Source organism: Saccharopolyspora sp. NPDC000359 (genome assembly GCF_040300525.1).
GTDB lineage: Bacteria > Actinomycetota > Actinomycetes > Mycobacteriales > Pseudonocardiaceae > Saccharopolyspora.
The window spans coordinates 21,785-40,087 of sequence record NZ_JBEPDU010000062.1 but is presented as its reverse complement, the minus strand read 5'-3'; the positions used below and the strand labels follow the sequence as shown (position 1 = coordinate 40,087).

Here is an 18,303-nt window from a genome sequence, read left to right as displayed (position 1 = left end):
AGCCCGAGCCGGCTACAACGGCCTCCGCCTCCCCACCACCTGACCCCACCGACCCCGAACACCCGGCACCCGGCACCCGGCACCCGGCACCCGGCACCCGGCGAGTCCACAGTTTCAACTGAAACTGTGATCGGAGCCCTCCGCGGTGGACCACAGCTTCAATTGAAACTGTAACCCGTACCTCGGGACACAGTTCCAATTGGGCCATGTTCCGAGCTTCGGCGGGGCGCAGTCTCCACCGGGACTGCAGTCGGCGCCTCGGGGTGCGGTTCCAGTTGGGAGCGTGCCTCCAGTCCCCGAGTCGGTCGCAGTTTCAATTGAAACTGCGGTTGGGCCTCAGGGCGGATCGCAGTTTCAATTGAAACTGCGGAGGCGCGGACGAGGGGCCGGGGCGTGAACGAGGGGTCTGGAGAGTGCAGACCTGGGGCCCGGTGATCACGATTTCCATGGGGATCGTGTGGTGGACTCCGTGAGCGTGCGGCTTCGCCGGGGATCTACGCGCGGATCTCCGGCGGGGCGCGCACCCCAGGGCTCGGCAGTGAGTGCTCCGACAAGCCAGCTGCCGATGTGATCGAGCCCCGGCCGCCCGAAGGCGACCGGGGCTCGATCTGTTCCCGAACTGACTGCCGCTCCCACCACGAAGCGGACGGGATTTAGGTTAGCCTAACCTGCCATGCCGGTGCAACCCCCGGCGCTGGACGAGCAGCAGACCGGCGCCGACCACCGCCGCGACCAGCGACACCAGTCCGCCGAGCAGGATCGGCCAGCGCGGCCCGAAGAGCTCGGCCAACCACCCGGAGGCCAGTCCGCCCAGCGGCTTGCCGCCCAGGAACAGCAGCATGTACAAACCCATCACGCGACCGCGCATGGTCGGCTCCACGGCCAGCTGCACGGTCGCGTTCGCGGTGGTCGTGAAGGTCATGACCGCGACCCCCACCGGGATCAGCGCCGCCGCGAACAGCTCGTAGCTCGGCATCAACGCCGCCCCGGCCTCCAGCGCGCCGAACACCGCGGCCCCGGTGAGCAGCAACCGCATCCGCGGCCCGCCGCGACCACTGCGCCGCGCCGCCAGCGCCGCACCGGTCAGCGTGCCGACGGCCAGCATCGTGATCAGCAGTCCGTAGCCGTCGGCGTCGCGCCCGAAGGCGTTGCGCGCCATCACGGCGAAGGTGTTCTCGAAGTTCATGCCGAAGGTGCTGACGAAGAACACCAGCACCATGACGACCATCAGGTCCGGCCGCCCGAGCACGTACCGCACGCCCGCGCGCAGCTGGCCGCGCTCCTTGGGCGCGCGTTCCGCCCGGTGCAGCGCCGCGACGTCCATGAGCACCAGCCCGAGGACCACGGCGGCCGAGCTCACGCCGTTGATCAGGAACACCCAGCCGGTGCCGATCGCGGTGATCAGCAGCCCGGCGATGGCCGGGCCGACGATCCGGGCCAGGTTGAAGGTCATCGAGTTCAGCGCGACGGCGTTGGTGAGCTGCGCCGGACCGACCATCTCGACCACGAACGACTGCCGCACCGGTGCGTCGACGGCCGCGAAGCAGCCGAGCACGAAGCACAGCACGTAGACGTGCCAGAGCACCGCGACGCCGGTGACGTCGAGCACCCCGAGCACGAGCCCGCACGCGCCGAGGGCGATCTGCGTGGCGATCAGCACGCGCCGCTTGTCGAAGCGGTCGGCGACCACCCCCGCCCACAGGGTGAGCAGGAGCGTCGGGATGAACTGCAGCGCGACCGCGACGCCGAGGGCCGCCGGGCTGCCGCCGGAGAGCTCCAGGACGAGCCAGTCCTGCGCGGCGCGCTGCATCCAGGTGCCGGTCAGCGAGACGATCTGACCGGAGGCGTAGTAGCGGTAGTTGCGCTCGCGCAGCGAGCGGAACATGCCGCCCTTGGTGTCCGATGTGGACACCTGTCTGCGGTTGACCTGCCCTCCGCCGGGTTCGGCGCCGACGCTGGATCGGGGTTGGTCAACCACTCCGGTGCTTACCGCCTCTCGCTGGGTTCGATCATCGGCCCGCCAGCCGGTCGATGATCTCCGCGGCCTGGAACAGGACCGCGCGCTCCTCGTCGGTGAGGTCCACCAGCTGCTGGTCCAGCCAGCGCTCGCGGACCGAGACCTCTTCTTCGATGCGGGCCCGGCCCGCTTCGGTCACCTCGACGATGGCCTGCCGCCCATCGGTCGGGTGTGCCCGGCGGACGACCAGGCCCGCGTCTTCCAGGGCGGCGATCACCCTGGTCATCGACGGTGGCTGGACGCCCTCCCGCGCCGCCAGCTCGCCCGGCGTCAGCGCGCCCGCCTTGTTCAGGCAGGACAGCGCGGACAGCTGGGAGAGCGTGATCTTCGAGTCGTTGCTCTGCGCACGCAGCCGCCGGTTCAGGCGGACCACCGCGAGCCGCAGCCGACTCGCCAGGGTGCGCTCGCGTTCCGCAATGTCGGACACGTCGTTAGTCTACCAAACTATATCGGGGAATCGGACAAACTGATCAGATCAGTGGCAGTCCAGACTAATGATCCGCTCGGCGGAAGTCTCCAGTTCACACCCGAATCGACGCACCGCGACGGCCCGCGGGCGCGCCGGGGACGAACCCCCGACACGCCCGCGAGCGTTGACCTGCTCAGATGCCGAAGAGCTCGCTGATCGGCGCGGCCGCGAAGTACAGCACGAAGGCCGCCGAGACGACCCACATCAGCGGGTGCACGGTGCGGACCTTGCCGGTGAACACCCGCAGCAGCACGTAGCTGATGAAGCCCGCCCCGATGCCGTTGGCGATCGAGTAGGTGAACGGCATGACCACGATGGTCAGGAACGCGGGCAGCGCGATGGTGAAGTCCGACAGGTCGATCTGCTTGATCTGGCCGATCATCATCGCCCCGACCACGATCAACGCCGGAGCCGCCGCCTCCACCGGGATGACCTGGTAGAGCGGGGTGAAGAACATCGCCGCCAGGAACAGCAGGCCGGTGACCACGTTCGCCAGGCCGGTCCGCGCGCCCTCCGCGATGCCCGACGCCGACTCCACGAACACCGTGTTCGAGCTCGCCGACCCGACACCACCGGCGACCGCGCCGACGCCCTCGACGGCCAGCGCCTTGCCGATGCCCGGCAGGTTGCCGTCCTTGTCGGCCAGCCCGGCCTCCTTGCCCAGCCCGGTCATGGTGCCCATGGCGTCGAAGAAGTTCGCCAGCACCAGCGTGAACACCAGCAGCGCGGCGGCCAGCGCGGGCAACCGGGTCCAGGCCCCGAAGGAGATGTCGCCGACCAGCGACAGGTCCGGCAGCCCGGCGACCTGCTCCGGCACCGCCGGGTAGCCCAGGTTCCAGCCGTACGGGTCGGTGCCCTTGGACGGCCCCGCCTGGAAGATCGATTCGATGATGATCGACAGCACCGTGGTGACCGCGACGCTGATCAGGATCCCGCCGCGCACCTTGCGCGCCACCAGCACCGACGTCAGCACCAGGCCGAAGACGAACACCGCGGTCGGCCACGAGGCGATCGAGCCGTCGATGCCCAGCCCCACCGGCACCGTGGTGTTCGCCTCGTCCGGCAGCCGCCGCACGAACCCGGCGTCGACCAGGCCGACGAAGGAGATGAAGACGCCGACACCCACCGCGATGGCGGCCTTCAACTCAGGTGGCACCGCGTTGAACACGGCCGTCCGAAACCCGGTGGCGACCAGCACCAGGATGATGATGCCGTCGACCACCACCAGGCCCATCGCTTCCGGCCAGGTCACCTGCGGCGCGATGGTCACCGCCAGCAGTGTGTTGATGCCCAGCCCGGCGGCGATTGCGAACGGGTAGTTGGCGATCAACCCGAACAGGATGGTCATCACGCCCGCGACCAGCGCGGTCGCCGCGGCCACCTGCGGCACCGGCAGGATGTTGCCCAGCACGTCGCGCTTGGCGCTGGCGTCGTCGGCGGAGTAGCTGCCCAGGATCAACGGGTTCAGCACGATGATGTAGGCGACCGCGACGAAGGTGACGATGCCGCCACGCACCTCGCGGGAGATGCTGGACCCACGTTCAGTGATCTTGAAGTACTGGTCCAGCAGTGATTTCTTGCTCTCGGTCTCGTCCACCATCGTGCTTCCCATCACCGCGCCGGAGCGCGCGTCCATCAACCGGGGGTAGCCTGCCTGACGTGGCACAAGACAGCGAACCCACCCCCTCCGCGGCAGGTCACCGGCCTGTCCCCCACCTGCCCCGGAGGCTGGCGGACCCGACCCCCGTGGTGCTCACCGGCACCGTCCTGTGGTTGGTCGGCGCCGTGGTGCTCGCGCTGCGCAGCCACACCGACATCGAGTTCTGGACCTGCGTGGCCGGGGTGGCCCTCGGCATCATCGGCTACGGGGTCTTCCGCTGGCAGCGCTCGGCCGCCCGCCGGGGCTCCCGGGGCGCCTGGCAGGGCCTCTCCGGCCTCGACGGCTGAACCCCTCCTCCGCACTGCCCCGACCAGCTAACCTGCGAACCGTCCAAGCCGCCGGAACTCGCGGGAGCGCAGCGCAAGTGCCCAAACTCGACGTCGACCGACTCGAATACGCCATCCTGGCCGAACGCGCCGACCTCAAGCGAGTCCCGATGGTCGCCGCTTACAGCAACTACGGGACCCGCGTCGAGGACATACCTCGCCAGTTCGAGGCCGCCGAGCAGCGCGTCCGGGATCGCGGTCTGGTCCACCCGGGCGGGGTGAACGACCGGGTCATGGAGCTGCTGGGCGTCTACGCGCACGCGACCGTCGAGTACGACCTGCGGTTCTCCTCGAAGAAGGGCACCGAGCTCCGGGCCGCGGTGACGAAGGCGACCAAGACCGCGGTGCGCACCGTCGTGCACGGCGACCGGATCATTTTGGAGCCGGTCCACCCCAACGACGTGATCCCGGCGCTGGTCTCCGTGCTGCCCGAGCACCCACCGGCGCGCATCCGCCCGGCGCTGTCCATCGACCTGGCGGACGTGCGCGCCGCCATGGCCGACGCGAACCGCCAGGGCGACGACGACCCGCGAGCGATCGAGCAGGCCCTGCGGGCCCGCGGCGCGAACACGGCGAACTTCCGCAAGATGACCCAGCTGCTGGACGGCCCGCGCCTGGGCCTCGGCGAAGCCGGTGTCACGATCTGGGACGACCTCGGCAAGGAGCACCGCGGTGACCAGACGCTGCGCATCATCGATCTGGAGCAGGGCCGGACCGCGGTCTACAACAGCGGCAACCAGCGCATGTTCGCCGGCGCCGACGTGAGCACCTTCACCCGCGTCCTCGGTGAACTCGCCACCCAGACCCGGCGCGCGGCGACCGAAGCACTCCGCTGGTGAACCCGCCCGAAGTGGCCGACATCACTAGACCAAACGGACCAAACTGGCAGGAACCGGGGAACCGGATCGACCCGAGCTCCGTCACATCCGTGCGCGAGCGAACGTGGACCTGGCAAGCTGTGCGCGACGTGTACCCGATCTCGGGGACAAAAGGGGGTAGGACAAGGTGGGAATCCTGGACGGAATCGTTGACGCGCAGCGGCAGATGGTGCGGCAGGCGACGATCCACACCGCGATCAACGCCGGAGGATCCGCGCAGGCCGCGTCGTTCTCGGTCGACATCGAGCAGATCCCGGGCCTGATCGCCAAGTACGAGGAGGCCCAGGACAAGCTCGGCAAGATCCTGCGGAAGGCGCAGGACCTGCGATACATCAACGGGCCGGGCAAGGACGAGGTCAGCCAGAAGCTCGCCTCAGCGCTTGGCGAAATGGCTGGCGACGGCGAGGGCTGCCTGTCCTGGGCGGTCAACGACGCGCGCAAGCGTCTCCAGAGCCAGATCGACCAGCTGAAGGCCGCTCAGGGGACCTACACCAGCACCGACGAAGCCGCCACTGCTCGCCAGGTTTAAGGAAGATTTCACGTGCTACGCCGCGCAACTCTGACCACCGCGTCGCTGTTCGCCGTGCTGGGTGCCGCTGCCTGCGCTCCCGGGTCGACACCCGCGCCCACGCCGACCATCAGCGAGGAGACCACGACGTCGGCGGCTCCCCAAGTGCAGAACCCCAAGAACCTCAAGGCGGTTTCTGACGCTTGCCAGCTCCTGACCCAGGACCAGTTCTCCCAGCTCGGTGGTAGTGCTGGCGCGAAGCCGCCCGAAAGCGACACTTCGGGCTTGGGCGAGCCCGTGTGCGACTGGCGCAACGACGCCTTCTCCACCAGCGTCACGATCAACATTACGCACGGTGGACCAGCAGCGATCGAGGGGCTCGCCGGGGCGAGCGACAACTTTAAACCCACGCAGGTCGACGGATACCCGGGGGCTCGTGTTGACGAGCAGTCGGACCTGTGCCGAATCGAACTCGCTGTCGCGGAAGACCAGACGGTCGCGATCAACTACTTCAAGAACGCGGGCGGCACGCCGGAGATGGACGACCCGTGCGGGTTCGCCGAGAAGATCGCCAGTGAGGCGCTGAAGAACATCCCGGACGCATGATCGCGTCCGCCTTTACCACGACCAAGCACGAAAAGGGGGTGTGACCATGGTCTTCCCGCTGATGGTGGGGGGTTACCTGCTCACACGTGAGTCGGACCGTGGTAACACGGACGAGATCACCCAGCGGGTGGGCTTCAACCACCCCGAGAAGTACAAGCAGATCCACGAGGGGCCGGGCACAGGGCAGCTCGTCGCCTCCGTGCAGGGCTGGAAGTCCGGGATCGCGTCGGACTTCGACGAGGTCGCGCAGCTGCTCGACGAGGCCAACGCCAAGGCCGGGGTCGCCTGGAGCGGTCAGGCGGCTGAGGAGCACGGCAGCTCGTTGAAGCCGATGTCGCAGTTCGTCCTGGACGCCAAGGACGTCTCCACCTCGGTCGGCGACTCCGCTGAGCAGCAGGTGCAGAACTTCGGCCAGATCAAGAACGGCATGCCCGAGCCGGTCAAGGTCGACGCGACCGACAACCTGCTGGAGAAGGGCGGCGCCTGGCTCGTGGGTTCGGAAACGGACCTGCAGAAGCAGGAGCGCGAGGCCACCGAGAAGGCCGAAGAGGCCAAGCGGCACTACGACAACTACAACCAGAGCACCCAGAACGTCTCGCAGAACCTGGCCTTCTACCCGAAGGCCCCGGAGATGGCTTACGAGCAGGGCTCGGGCGGCTACGGCACGAACCCGACCGTGGGCAGCGTGCCGGTTGGTTCCGGCATCCCCGGTGGCGGCGGCACCACACCGGGTGGCGGCGGGGGCGGCATCACCCCTGGCGGCGGCACCGGTACTGGCCACGGCAACGACCTGCCCGGTGGCGGGTCCACCGGGACGCCCAGCGGGAGCACCTCGCAGTGGACGTCGCCGACGGGCGGCGGCCCAGGGGTGCCGAATCTGCCCGGCACGCCGCCTGGTGGCGGTCCGGGCACCGGCGGCCCCGGCATCGGCCTCGGCATGATGCCGCCCGGTGGCGGCGCTCCGGGCACCGGCACGGGTACCGGCGCCGGTGGCGGGCGTGGCCTGGGCGCCGGTGGCGCGGGCGGCCGCGGCCTCGGCGGGCTCGGCGGCGGTAGCGGCTCCGGCGGGCCAGGTGCTGGCGGTCGCGCTGGCGCGGGCGGCTTGGGCGCGGGCGGTGCCTCCGGTAGCGGAGCGGCCGGTGCTGGCGGCGCTGGCGGTCGCGGAGGCGCGGGCGGCATGGGCGCCGGCGCGGCCGGTCGCGGCCGTGGCCAAGAGGGCGAAGAGGACCTGGAGCACGAGAACAAGTACATGGTCGACACGGACGAGGCCTGGGAAGATCTGGGGCTGCCCCGGGTCGCCCCGCCGGTCTTCGGCGAGTGATCAACACCCACTGACGTCCGAGAACACGCTGGCCGCGCACCGAACCTGGTGCGCGGCCAGCGCTTTTTCAAGCCACGTACCAGTCATCGACGACCACCCACCCGCTTCGGGCTGCCGCCGCACAAACCGAGCAGGTGGGGCGCTTGTCCCTGGGGCCGAGTTCGCCCTCCACGGTCATCACTCCGCAGAGCGCCACGAGGTGTCCCAGCGCGGCCCGCGGGTCCTCGTCCGGGATGACGTGGTTCTGGTAGCCGAAAGCAGCCCAGCGGGCGGCTCTGGTCGGCGCGCTGTGTGCGTCACGAGACGAGTTCTCCATCGACGTCTCCGCGAGTAGTTGGTGGCCGGGCGCGGGGTGGGGGTCGCGCCCGGCCACCGGGGTGGGCCGGTGCGGCTGGTGGCCGGGGGAAGGTTTGCCGCACCGGCCCGGCTTGGGTGGTGGTCCGGGGGTCGTGAGTGCGAAACGGTGTTGGAACACTGTTACGCGCTCACGACCCCTCACCTGCGCAGGTGGTGGCGCCCGGTGGGTTGGTCGTCGGGGTCGTGGTCGGGGAACTCAGGCTGCGGCGGCGGTGGTGGTGGTGGTGAAGGCGGTGGCGTGAGCGGTTGCGGAGACTGCGACAGCTGGACCGGCTGCGGCGACTGGACCGGCTCTGGCGGCGCAGGCGGTTCGAGCGTTATCGGGGGATGCTCGCGATAACGAGGCTGTGCTGGCGCGGCGGCGGAGCGTTCGGCTTCGATGTCGGCGATGAGGTGCCACACGGTGTACTCACCATCGACTGCCCCCGCATGTTGTCCCGCTGCGAATCTCAAGCTCCCGAACGGGATCTGCGTGGCGATCAGGGCGAGGATGAGGACATTGACCAGCACGAACGTGCTCAGCTGAATCCAGAACATCAGGACCGGTTTCCTTTCTGGGGTGCGTTGTAGCTGGTCAGGACTCGTGAGCGGCGATGGTGGCTCTAACGACCATTCCCACTCACGAAGGTGTTCCCGCTGGTCGGGAGTCGTGAGTGGGGATGGTGGTTCTTGCGACCTTTGCCGCTCACGAAGGTTTGGTGGTGAGGACGTGCCAGCAGGTCGTGCAGGTCTTCTCGCGGATCCAGTCCACTTCGGGCTGGGCGTGGAGTTCGGCGGCGTCGGTCGTCGCGCCGCAGTAGGACTTCACCTGCTTCTCTGGTGAGGTTTTCGTTGCTGCGATGGGGAAAGCGCTTCGGCCGCCAGTGACGGGACGCCACACGTACGTCAAGAGACCAGACATCAATACTCCCTTCCGGGTTCCTGAGCCGATAAGACCGGCCCAGCAGTCTCCGATCAAGCGGGTTCACCACTACGTGTTATGGCGAAATCTCATGCCCTACAATAGCTTTGGCATATGACGACAGCGCGTTCTCGCGGGTTGGGCACGGAGATTCGAAAGCTTCGAAAGGACGCTGGCCTGCGATTGGAAGAATTGGCGGAGCAGTGCGATTGGTCGAGGGCGACGCTTGGCAGAATTGAGGCAGGCGCGAAGGTTCCTACAGAAACTGAGATAGCGATCATCCTGGGGGCCTTGGGCATCAAGGGAGCGGAGCGGGCGCGCATCCTCGATCTCGCCGAGGACGCTCACAAACCGCACTGGTGGGAAGTCGGAAACCCTGGGCTGCCGCAGCAGCTCGTGGCACTGCTGGAGTTCGAGCGCAGCGCAACGGAGATCACGGACTTGTCGCTCGGGTACGTACCCGGCTTGCTCCAGATCGCGGACTACACACGCGCGATCATGGTTGCTGGTGGTCTCAAGAACAGCGACGTTGAGTCACGAGTCGCCCTACGCCTTGGTCGGCAGGGCGTGCTTACTGGCCAGAAGCCCACGCAATTCCATGCCCTGATCGATGAGTCGGTCTTGCACCGTCCGATCGGAGGCTGCGAGGTGATGGCAGAACAGCTCAGGCACATCGTCCGCATGACGAGGCGCCCGCACATCACGGTCCAGGTGATCCCCTTCGCGCTAGGCACGCACGTAGGGCTGAACGGCAACCAACTGCTCATGAAGTTCCAGCGGCAGCGGACGATCGTCTATCTGGAGCATCGCCGAGCAGGTACGTTCCTGGACGATCCGGCCGACACCTCCCCCATCGTCGAATCCGTGGCTACGCTAGCGAAGGCAGCGTTGAGCCCTAACGAATCTGTCGATCTCATCGCCACGCACGCAGGAAAACTGGAGGACAGCGATGTTCCCGATCACGCACTGGCGTAAGTCGAGCTACAGCGGCGAGGAGGGCAACTGCGTGGAGGTCGGCTGGCGGAAGTCCAGGTACAGCGGTGAAGAGACCAATTGCGTGGAGGTCGGCTGGCGGAAATCGAGTTACAGCGGTGAAGAATCGAACTGCGTCGAGGTCAGCACCGCTTCTGACCTCGTTGGGGTTCGGGACACCAAGGACCGCGACGGCGGCACGCTGATGTTCCCGACGCGGGCTTGGGACGGGTTCTTACGCAGCCTGAAGGGTGAGCGGGTCGGCTGATCAGCGCAGGAGGGTCGTGGCGTCCGGGTCCGCCAGGAGGGCTGCCAGGGCGAAGCGTTCGTGCCAGGCTCCGGCGGCCCAGGCGAGGGCGCGGGCGAGGCCGTCCGGGGTGCGCTCCGCGTGGAGTCCGCCCGTGCTCTCCACCCACCAGTGGACGCGCTGCTCGCCTGCCGAGGAGCGGACGCGCAGGCCGTCGTGGAGGGTGATCTCGCCGGTGGGCAGCGGGATGCCGAGGAGTTCGCAGGACGCCGGGACGCGGCCCACCTCGGGCCAGCGCTGGGTGCGGCCCTCGCCGACCACCTGCATCGTGTTCTCCTCCGAGGCCAGCGGGAGGTCAAGGAGTTCCGCGAGCGCTTCGGCGTCGAACTGGTCCGGGCTGCCCCCGGCGATCACCAGTGGGGCTTCCAGGACGCTGAGCATCCACGGTTCGTCCAGCACCACCGCTCGGCCGGTGCTGACCACCGCGCCGGACACCGACCGCACCATCTCCGGCGGGTCGATTTCCGACGGGTCGATGGTCCGGCAGGCCACGGCCTCCGCGAGCGCCTGGTGGGCGCGCAGTGCCGTCCCGGCGCGCACTGTGCGCTCCGGGGCGCCTAGGCGCTCCAAGAGGTCTGCGGCGTCGTCGGTGTCCTCCACGTTGAGCTCCACGCGCACGCCCGCGAGCTGCAGGCGCTCCGCGTCCAACCCCACGTCCGGCACCGGGTCGTACAGGCCCGCCAGATCCTCAGCCGCCGGGAGCCGCCAGTTGCGCGGCGGTGCTCCGGCGAGCAGCGCGTAGCGCTCGATCCACCAGGCCGAGTAGTTGTGCGGTTCGCGCAGCGCACGCAGGGTGTCCGGGTGCTGGGCCAGCAGGCGCAGCGCGGCGGGCCAAGCGTCGTCGGCGACCAGGTCCAGGTCTCGGATGGCGGCGAACCGCGGCGGCGGCCAGCTCTCCGGCTGCGCGGCCTCCTGCTCGGCCCACCACAGGTGGATGTCCGGGAAGTCGTCGTCGGGTTCCAGCGGGTCTTCCTCGACGTGCACCGCGAAGGTGTCCAGCACGCCGACGGAGCGCAGCAGCTCGGTCGACCACTCGGCGGCGAACTCCTCGCCGAGCACCGCCAACGGCCCGTCCTCGCCGATGTACTGGTCGTCCAGCACGTCCAGCAGTTCCGCGTCCGGCAGCAGCAGCTCGTCAGCGCGGCGGAAGTCCCCGTGCGCGTCGGGCAGCGCCAGCGCGCCGATCCATTCGCGCGGCTGGGTGTTCGCGACCAGTTGCAGCACCGCGTCGGCCAGCGGCCGCACGTCGACACCGGCGCGCGCGTCGGAAACACTGCTGCGCACGGCGTCTTCCAGCGGCGGAGCGTCGAGCAGCTCCGCAGGTCCGGCCTGGTGCGCGCCCAGCTTCTCCAGCAGCGGGTGGGTGGCGTCGGGGTGGGCGATGCGCAGGCCGGAGATGTCCAGTGTGGACAGCAGGGCGGCTGGGTCGGGGTCGGCGCCGCGCTGGCTGAGCAGCACGTCGCGCACACCGCTGACCGTGCGGCCGTCAGCCAGCGGCACCGGCAGCGCGCTGAACTCCTCGCGGGCAGCGGGGTCCGCGCCCTCGATCGGCGCCAGCGCGTCGTATAGCCGGTACCACCACTCCGGCGGGCGCTGCAGGCCGGTGACCGCCTCCACGATCTCCGCGGCGGCCAGCCGCCGGACCTCCAGGACGTGCAGCGACCTGCGGTGACTGGCATCGGCGAAGTCGGCTTCCAGGAGCCCGGGGACCACGTCCGCGAGCAGTTCCACCAGCTCCGGTGAGACGTAGTCCAGGACTCGGGACTCCAATGGTGCGACCAGCTTCCCGCCCGCCGCGGGCAACCACGCCGCGACGCGCAGCCGGTCGGTGACGCCCTGCCGCAGCTTGTCGTCCACATCGGACAACGGGAACCCGGCCAACGGCACCAGCGCCGTCCGGTGCTCGGCGGCGATCTTGCCGACCAGCGCCGGGTAGCACTCCGCGGCGAAGGTCAGCACCGCGTCCGCAGCGCCGGAGGCCGCCACCCGCCGCCGGTCCGGTTCCACCGGCACGCTCGCCAGCAGCCGCGCGGGCAGCGACAACCGCTCCTCGGTCGGCGTCGGCGCGTGCAGCACGTCCTCGGCCAGCGGAATCGGGTTGCCGCCCTCGTCCAGCGGAACGGCCCAGGTCAGACGCCACTCCGCGGCGTGCCGGGCCTCCACGCCCAGCCCGGCCAGGGCGGTCTCGCTCAACGTCCCCGACGTGCGGTGCACCAGCCACCGGTCGCTGCGGACCGGCCCGTGCACCACCAGTCGGTCGGCGTCCAGGTCCTCGCGGCGCCAGGTCTGCTCGCCGATCTGGACCTCGGTCAGCGCGGGCAGCGCGAGCAGCAGGTCAGGCGCCTGGTCGGTGAACTCGTCCAGCAGCGCGGCCACGTCGACGTCCGGGCGCAGCGGCAACCGCACCTCGGTGTCGAAACCCGCCGGGGGCGCACCGGCCACCGACCACGGCAGCCGCAGCACCGGCAACTCGCCGGACCGCTTGGCCAGCTCCTCGGCCGGGCCGGGCAGCTGCGCCACCACCTCGCGGGTCCGCGCGGCGGAGAACGCGACCCCGCCGGTCGTGGACACCACGCTCGGCTCGTCGGAGACGGCCAGCACCGCGGCGAACCCGACGCCGAACCGGCCGACCGAGCCGCCCTCGCGCTTGGCCGACGCACGCAGCGAGGCCAGGCCCGCCACGCCTTCGGCGGTCAGCGGCGCACCGGTGTTGGCGACGCGCAGCTCACCGTCGCTGAGCTGGACGCGCAGCACGCCACCCGAGCCCGCGGCGTCAGCGGCGTTCTGCGCCAGCTCGACCAGCAGGCGGTCGCGGTAACCGCCGAGCCGGAGGTCCTCCTCGGCGTTCGCGTCCTCCCGGAACCGGGTCCGCGAAGCCTCCCAGGACTGCAGCACGGCCTGCCGGAGCTCGGCCGCGCCGAACACGTCGGGGTCGTTCACCCGCGCTCCGAGCTGCGCGGCTCGTAGTCGAGGGTGGCGTCGTCGTAGACGACCTCGGCCACCGGCACCGTCGACGAGGTGTCCACCTCGACCTCGGAGTGCGCCCCGCACCCGAACTCGACGCTGACCACCCGGCCGTCGGCGGGCGCGAACTCGTTGGCGCACACACCGAACGCGCCACCCATCGAACCAGCCAGCTTCAGGAAGAAACCGCAGGTCCCGCAGGCTGCCGGCGCCGAACGGGCCAGGTCGGCGCGCGGCCCGAAGTCACCGCCCTGCCAGCGCTCCGCGGCCTCCAGCCGCCCCTCGTGGCTGAGCACCCGCTTGCGGCCCAGGCCGACCTCGTGGGCGACGTCCTCCACCGCCGGGTCGTCGCTGGCCAGGTAGCCGGGCGCCAGCCGCGGGTCGTCCGCGCGGGTCGGCAGCAGGTCGCCGGGGCCCAGGTCGCCCGGGCGCACCCGCTCGGCCCACGGCACCCAGTCGGGCGCGGTCAGCGCGTCCGGACCGGGCAGCAGCACGACCTCGCTGACGGTGACCGGTTCGCCCGGTCCGACGCTGGCGACGGTGACCGCCCAGCGCCACCCCACGTAGCCGGGGTAGTTCGACTCGAAGTAGTGCGTCGCCGCGTGCGGGCCCTCCGGCTCCACGCCGACGTGCGCCCCCACCGGGGCGGCTGCCTCGGCGTCGACGGTCAGCACGGGCGAGCCGATCGGGTCCGCACCCGGCTTGGCCTCGTCCTCCGCTGCAGCTCGCGCAACGTCCTCCGCCGCGGCGAGCTCCGGGTTCACGGGCTCCGGCTCGGCAAGCCCGGCGTCCTCGAACGGGGCATCCGCGCCTGGGCTGGTCATCGGAGCAGGCATAGGCGTCACATGCTCGATTGTGCCGTACGCGGTCGTCGGTGCAGTCGCCCGTGTCAAGCTTTCGTGGTGCGACTGCTCCTGGCTCGACGTGTTCTCTGCGGCGTGGTGCTCACCTTCGGGGTGGTTGCGTGCGCGCCGTCGGTACCAGCGCAGCACAACGGCCAGCACGAGGGCGAGCAGACCGATCAGGGCGTTGGGCACGCGGGAAGCCTGCCACACCTTCGAGCTGAGGTGATCCGCGTGCTCCCGCACGACCGCTCCTCGTTCACTCAGGGCCTGGAGGTTGCCGACGGCACCCTCTACGAAGGCACCGGGCTGAAGGGCGCGTCGCTGCTGCGCGCCACCGACCTCGTCACCGGCGAGGTGCGCCGCGAAGCCCCGCTCCCAGCCGATCTCTTCGGTGAGGGCATCACCGTCACGGGTGACCGTATCTGGCAGTTGACCTGGCAGGAAGGGGTCGCGCTGGAGCGGGATCGGGAAACCCTGGCCGAGTTGCGCCGAGTGGAGTACTCCGGCGAGGGCTGGGGGCTGTGCTTCGACGGCTCGCGGCTGGTGATGAGCGACGGCAGCGACCGGCTGACCTTCCGCGACCCGGTGACCTTCGCGCCCACCGGCTCGGTGGACGTGGTGGCGGCCGGGTCCCCGGTCGAGGAGCTCAACGAGCTGGAGTGCGTCGACGGCCAGGTGTGGGCCAACATCTGGGGCAGCGAGCAGATCGTGCGCATCGACCCGGCGAACGGGCAGGTCACGGCCGTGGTCGACGCCTCGGGGCTGCTCAGCCCGGAGCAGCGGCCGGGCACCGACGTGCTCAACGGCATCGCCGCCGTGCCGGGCACCGATGAGTTCCTGATCACCGGGAAGTACTGGCCCGCTCTTTTCCGAGTTCGCTTCGTCCCGGCTTGATCATGGGTACGGTTCCTGCGCATGGATGATCAACAGAGTTCCGTGCAGCCCCTGCACGTGCTGTGCGTGCTCGGCTCCGGGATGGACCTGGACGGCGTGGAGGCGGCCGTCCGCGCGGTCGGCGGGCCGTTCTTCTGGCTGGACCGCGACGAATCGAGCACCGAGCACGATCCCCGCATGCCCAAGGCGTTCGAGGCGTGCCTGGCCGAGCTGACCTTCACCGACGCCGACTGGGAGGCCGTGGCCGAGCACGACTCGGTCGCGTACGTGCTGGCCCAGGGCGGTCAGGACGACGCAGTGCACATCTCGGAGCGGATGCTGGCGGTGACCGCGGAGCTCTTCGATCGCTGGGGCGCGACGGCGGTCAAGTCCGAGAGCAGCGCACTCGCGCACAGCCGCGATGCCTGGCTGGCGCTGGCCGCGGACGCCGACGCCCCGCAGTCCCTCCGCCAGGCGTGGGTCAAGCGGCCGATCCTCGACGACGACGTCCTCTTCACCTGCGGCATGCACCTGCTGGGCGCCCCCGACGTGGAGCTGCAGGCCGACGGCCTGACCGACATGAACCGCCAGGGCGAGTGGGTCGAGCTGATCGACGGCCTGACGGGCTACCTGCACACCGAGGCCCGCGCGGCGCACATCCGCGACGGCGAGGGCTTCCGCCTGGCCGAGGACGCCCAGCGCTGGATCCTCAACCAGCAACCCTGCGACCGGTACCCGGACGACGACATCTTCTTCAACCCCTACGGCTACTGGCGCCTCACCCCCGCCTGAGGCCCTGCGGCCAGAAGTCCGGGGTTCGGGGCCTGGGGCTCCGGGCTGGGGTTCCGCACCGACGGGAACGGTGCCTCGCGCCCGTAACCTGGGGATTCCGTCTGTCTCCAGGTCTGGGGTCGATTGCGTTCGCACCGTCGGTGGGCTTCGGCGGTCACGCAATTTCAATGCGGTGATCTCGCCGGACCCGCACCGGCGAGTCGCCGGATGATTCACAGTTTCAACTGAAACTGTAACCACCGGTGTGTCGGGCACCCGACACGCCGGTGATGCGTCGGGGCACTTCCACTGAGATCACCTCAATGGAAACCGGACGTCTGATTTCCATTGGAATCGCGGCGGAGCAGGAGACCGGCGAGGTGCCCGGCACCATGCGGGCGAAGTTCCGGGAGACCGAATTCCGGACGGGGCTGGTTCCGGAAGGTCGATCGGATCGGACACGGGCCGTAGATCACCCAGGCGGTGGGGATCTTGGCCGCGAATATCACTAGATCGAGTTACAGGTGTATCTGACGGGCCGATTCGCGCCTCTTTATCCGTGGAGGCGGCCGAAAAGCCGCGGAGACCGATTGAGGTGGGAGCGGGGTGAGGCAGGATGACGAGCATGGGTTTGCGACGCCATGACCAGCGCTCGGACTCCCCGCGCCCAGGGTGGGGCGCCGGGCAGCGCGGCAAGCGCGGCGCCTACGCCGAAGGCGGGGGCGCGGCGCGCTCAGGCGCACCCGTGGACGGCGCCGGGGAACCCGCGGAGCGCGAGCACGCGGAGGCGCGCGAGCACGCGAAGCGCGGCGAGCGCAGGCGGACGGGGCGTGGGCGCGCGGAGCACGGCGAGCAGGCGGAGCCGCGCGGACGGTCGGAGCGGCGGGAGCGCGCGGAGCGCGGCGACCGGCCGGAGCGCGGGCGCGAGCGTGCGGAGCACGGCGAGCGGGAGCGTGCGGAGCACGGCGAGCGGGAGCGTGCGGAGCACCGGTTCGAGGGCGCGAGCGGCGCTGAGCGCCCCGGTAGGGGCGGGAGGCGGTACCCGTGGGAGGCGGACCCGGACTACGAGCAGCCGCGGAGCCGCTACCGGCGGTTGCCTCCGCTGCCGGAGGACCACTCGTCGCGCGAGCAGGACGAGGCACCCGGGGCTGAGCGGCCTCGCGGGACGGCGCCGCCGAAGAAGCTGACCGTCACGCGGGTGGCGGCTTGGCGCAGTCGGGACCTCACGCAGCGGGCGATGCGGATGTTCTTCTCGCTCGCGCACGCCGACGGCGCCGACCGGTCCGGGCTCGCGAAGTTCACCTACGCCGTGATGGGCAACTACGCGGTGGACGCCGCGATGGCGGTCGCGCTGGCCAACACGCTGTTCTTCTCCGCCGCGACCGGTGAGAGCAAGGACAAGGTCGCGCTCTACCTGCTGATCACGGTCGCGCCGTTCGCGGTGATCGCGCCGGTCATCGGTCCCGCGCTGGACCGGTTGCAGCAGGGGCGGCGGTACGCGCTGGCGGCCTCGTTCGCGGTGCGGGTGGTGCTCGCCGCCGTGATGGCGTTGAACTTCGACAGCTGGTTGCTGTACCCGGCGGCGCTGGGCTGCATGGTGCTGTCGAAGTCCTTCGGGGTGCTCAAGGCGGCGATGACGCCGCGTGTGCTGCCCTCGCAGATCACCCTGACCAAGGCCAACTCCCGGCTGACCGCGTTCGGCATGGCGGCGGGCGGCATCTTCGGCGCGATCGCCTCGGGCTTCGCGTGGCTGCTCGGCTCCGAGGGCGCGTTGTGGTTCATGGCCGCGATGGCCGTCGGCGGGGTGTGGCTGTGCCTGCGGATCCCGGGCTGGGTGGAGAGCACCGAGGGTGAGGTGCCGACGTCGATCGGTGGCCGCCCGCAAGCGAAGAAGGTGCCGCTGAGCGGGCACGTCGTGGTCGCCCTGTGGGGCAACGGCGGCATCCGGGTGCTGACCGGGTTCCTGACGCTGTTCGCCGCGTTCGTCATCAAGCAGAGCACCCAACACGAGCCGTTCATGCAGCTGGTGCAGCTCGGGCTGGTCGGCGGGGCGGCCGGGGTCGGCAGCTTCCTCGGCAACGCGCTGGGCTCGAAGATGCACTTCGGCAAGCCGGACCGGTTGATCACCGCCTGCTTGGGCAGCGCGCTGGTCGTGGCGGTCTGCGCCGCCCTGCTGGCCGGGCTGCCGCTGGCCGTGGTGGTCGGCCTGGTCGGGGCGACGGCGAGCGCGCTGGCCAAGGTCTGTCTGGACGCGGTTATCCAGCACGACATGCCGGAGGCGTCGCGGGCCTCGGCGTTCGGCCGCTCGGAGACGATCTTGCAGCTCAGCTGGGTCTTCGGCGGCGCGCTGGGCGTCCTGCTGCCACCGGTCTACTGGATCGGCTTCGCGGTGGTGGCCGCGCTGCTGGCACTCGCGCTGGCGCAAACCATCATCGCTGGCCGGGGCGGCACCCTGGTCCCCCGCATCCGACGCCGAGCGGCACCAGCCGCGGAGCAGGCGACAGCCAAGTCCTAGGGCTGCTAGCCGC

The 18,303-nt window shown here is 70.2% G+C and carries 17 protein-coding genes; 10 read left to right on the top strand and 7 right to left on the bottom strand.

Going from position 1 to position 18,303, the window contains the following annotated elements:
• Positions 1 to 658: 658 nt before the first annotated feature.
• From ABT324_RS29470 to ABT324_RS29460, 3 genes are all read right to left on the bottom strand, one after another.
• Complete coding sequence (locus ABT324_RS29470; RefSeq protein ID WP_502949817.1) at positions 659 to 1,978, bottom strand: MFS transporter; 1,320 nt, start codon at positions 1,976 to 1,978, stop codon at positions 659 to 661.
• Between the two features lie 31 nt (positions 1,979 to 2,009).
• On the bottom strand, positions 2,010 to 2,444 hold the full coding sequence (locus tag ABT324_RS29465) for a MarR family winged helix-turn-helix transcriptional regulator (protein ID WP_351184079.1): 435 nt from the start codon (positions 2,442 to 2,444) through the stop codon (positions 2,010 to 2,012).
• Between the two features lie 175 nt (positions 2,445 to 2,619).
• Complete coding sequence (locus ABT324_RS29460) at positions 2,620 to 4,086, bottom strand: NCS2 family permease (protein ID WP_351184089.1); 1,467 nt, start codon at positions 4,084 to 4,086, stop codon at positions 2,620 to 2,622.
• A gap of 59 nt (positions 4,087 to 4,145) precedes the next feature.
• Between ABT324_RS29460 and ABT324_RS29455 the strand changes: the two genes are divergently transcribed.
• The 5 genes from ABT324_RS29455 (at position 4,146) to ABT324_RS29435 (ending at position 7,785) form a co-directional block, all read left to right on the top strand.
• Positions 4,146 to 4,433 (top strand): DUF2530 domain-containing protein, encoded by a 288-nt coding sequence (locus ABT324_RS29455; RefSeq protein WP_351184077.1) that lies wholly within the window; start codon positions 4,146 to 4,148, stop codon positions 4,431 to 4,433.
• 77 nt (positions 4,434 to 4,510) lie between these two features.
• On the top strand, positions 4,511 to 5,311 hold the full coding sequence (locus ABT324_RS29450) for an ESX secretion-associated protein EspG (protein WP_351184075.1): 801 nt from the start codon (positions 4,511 to 4,513) through the stop codon (positions 5,309 to 5,311).
• A 166-nt stretch (positions 5,312 to 5,477) separates the two neighbouring features.
• The gene (locus ABT324_RS29445) at positions 5,478 to 5,879 is read left to right on the top strand and encodes a hypothetical protein (protein ID WP_351184073.1); all 402 of its coding nucleotides are present in this window, start codon (positions 5,478 to 5,480) and stop codon (positions 5,877 to 5,879) included.
• A 12-nt stretch (positions 5,880 to 5,891) separates the two neighbouring features.
• Entirely contained in the window at positions 5,892 to 6,464 is a 573-nt protein-coding gene (locus ABT324_RS29440) for a DUF3558 domain-containing protein (RefSeq protein ID WP_351184072.1), read from the top strand.
• A 46-nt stretch (positions 6,465 to 6,510) separates the two neighbouring features.
• Positions 6,511 to 7,785, top strand: coding sequence for a PPE domain-containing protein (locus ABT324_RS29435; RefSeq protein ID WP_351184070.1), 1,275 nt, complete (start codon positions 6,511 to 6,513; stop codon positions 7,783 to 7,785).
• A gap of 495 nt (positions 7,786 to 8,280) precedes the next feature.
• Here the strand turns inward: ABT324_RS29435 and ABT324_RS29430 are convergent, their stop codons facing one another.
• Together ABT324_RS29430 and ABT324_RS29425 are read right to left on the bottom strand one after the other, a co-directional pair.
• On the bottom strand, positions 8,281 to 8,679 hold the full coding sequence (locus tag ABT324_RS29430; RefSeq protein WP_351184068.1) for a hypothetical protein: 399 nt from the start codon (positions 8,677 to 8,679) through the stop codon (positions 8,281 to 8,283).
• 148 nt (positions 8,680 to 8,827) lie between these two features.
• On the bottom strand, positions 8,828 to 8,950 hold the full coding sequence (locus ABT324_RS29425; protein WP_351184066.1) for a hypothetical protein: 123 nt from the start codon (positions 8,948 to 8,950) through the stop codon (positions 8,828 to 8,830).
• Between the two features lie 207 nt (positions 8,951 to 9,157).
• Here ABT324_RS29425 and ABT324_RS29420 point away from each other — a divergent pair, with 207 nt between their 5' ends.
• Positions 9,158 to 10,018, top strand: coding sequence for a helix-turn-helix domain-containing protein (locus tag ABT324_RS29420; protein WP_351184064.1), 861 nt, complete (start codon positions 9,158 to 9,160; stop codon positions 10,016 to 10,018).
• Positions 9,993 to 10,283, top strand: coding sequence for a DUF397 domain-containing protein (locus ABT324_RS29415; protein WP_351184062.1), 291 nt, complete (start codon positions 9,993 to 9,995; stop codon positions 10,281 to 10,283). The genes ABT324_RS29420 and ABT324_RS29415 overlap by 26 nt, the downstream gene beginning before the upstream one ends.
• On the opposite strand, the gene ABT324_RS29410 is transcribed toward ABT324_RS29415, so the two are convergent.
• Positions 10,284 to 13,262, bottom strand: a complete 2,979-nt coding sequence (locus ABT324_RS29410; RefSeq protein ID WP_351184060.1) for a sacsin N-terminal ATP-binding-like domain-containing protein — start codon at positions 13,260 to 13,262, stop codon at positions 10,284 to 10,286.
• Positions 13,259 to 14,110 carry a DUF3027 domain-containing protein gene (locus tag ABT324_RS29405; RefSeq protein ID WP_351184058.1) on the bottom strand — a complete coding sequence of 284 codons (852 nt, stop codon included), beginning with the start codon at positions 14,108 to 14,110 and terminating at the stop codon, positions 13,259 to 13,261. The genes ABT324_RS29410 and ABT324_RS29405 overlap by 4 nt, the downstream gene beginning before the upstream one ends.
• Before the next feature lie 78 nt (positions 14,111 to 14,188).
• Between ABT324_RS29405 and ABT324_RS29400 the strand changes: the two genes are divergently transcribed.
• The 3 genes from ABT324_RS29400 (at position 14,189) to ABT324_RS29390 (ending at position 18,290) form a co-directional block, all read left to right on the top strand.
• Positions 14,189 to 15,025, top strand: a complete 837-nt coding sequence (locus tag ABT324_RS29400; RefSeq protein ID WP_502949816.1) for a glutaminyl-peptide cyclotransferase — start codon at positions 14,189 to 14,191, stop codon at positions 15,023 to 15,025.
• A gap of 21 nt (positions 15,026 to 15,046) precedes the next feature.
• A complete protein-coding gene (locus ABT324_RS29395) occupies positions 15,047 to 15,796 on the top strand; it encodes a hypothetical protein (protein WP_351184056.1) in 750 nt (249 codons plus the stop codon).
• A gap of 604 nt (positions 15,797 to 16,400) precedes the next feature.
• On the top strand, positions 16,401 to 18,290 hold the full coding sequence (locus tag ABT324_RS29390) for an MFS transporter (protein WP_351184054.1): 1,890 nt from the start codon (positions 16,401 to 16,403) through the stop codon (positions 18,288 to 18,290).
• Positions 18,291 to 18,303 lie beyond the last annotated feature (13 nt).

Excerpts from the sequence above, each read along its gene's own strand:
- ABT324_RS29460 (WP_351184089.1), bottom strand. The coding sequence starts at position 4,086 with ATGGTGGACGAGACCGAGAGCAAGAAATCACTGCTGGACCAGTACTTC.
- ABT324_RS29435 (WP_351184070.1), top strand. The coding sequence starts at position 6,511 with ATGGTCTTCCCGCTGATGGTGGGGGGTTACCTGCTCACACGTGAGTCG.
- ABT324_RS29430 (WP_351184068.1), bottom strand. The coding sequence starts at position 8,679 with ATGTTCTGGATTCAGCTGAGCACGTTCGTGCTGGTCAATGTCCTCATC.
- ABT324_RS29420 (WP_351184064.1), top strand. The coding sequence starts at position 9,158 with ATGACGACAGCGCGTTCTCGCGGGTTGGGCACGGAGATTCGAAAGCTT.
- ABT324_RS29415 (WP_351184062.1), top strand. The coding sequence starts at position 9,993 with ATGTTCCCGATCACGCACTGGCGTAAGTCGAGCTACAGCGGCGAGGAG.
- ABT324_RS29405 (WP_351184058.1), bottom strand. The coding sequence starts at position 14,110 with ATGACCAGCCCAGGCGCGGATGCCCCGTTCGAGGACGCCGGGCTTGCC.
- ABT324_RS29395 (WP_351184056.1), top strand. The coding sequence starts at position 15,047 with ATGGATGATCAACAGAGTTCCGTGCAGCCCCTGCACGTGCTGTGCGTG.
- ABT324_RS29390 (WP_351184054.1), top strand. The coding sequence starts at position 16,401 with ATGGGTTTGCGACGCCATGACCAGCGCTCGGACTCCCCGCGCCCAGGG.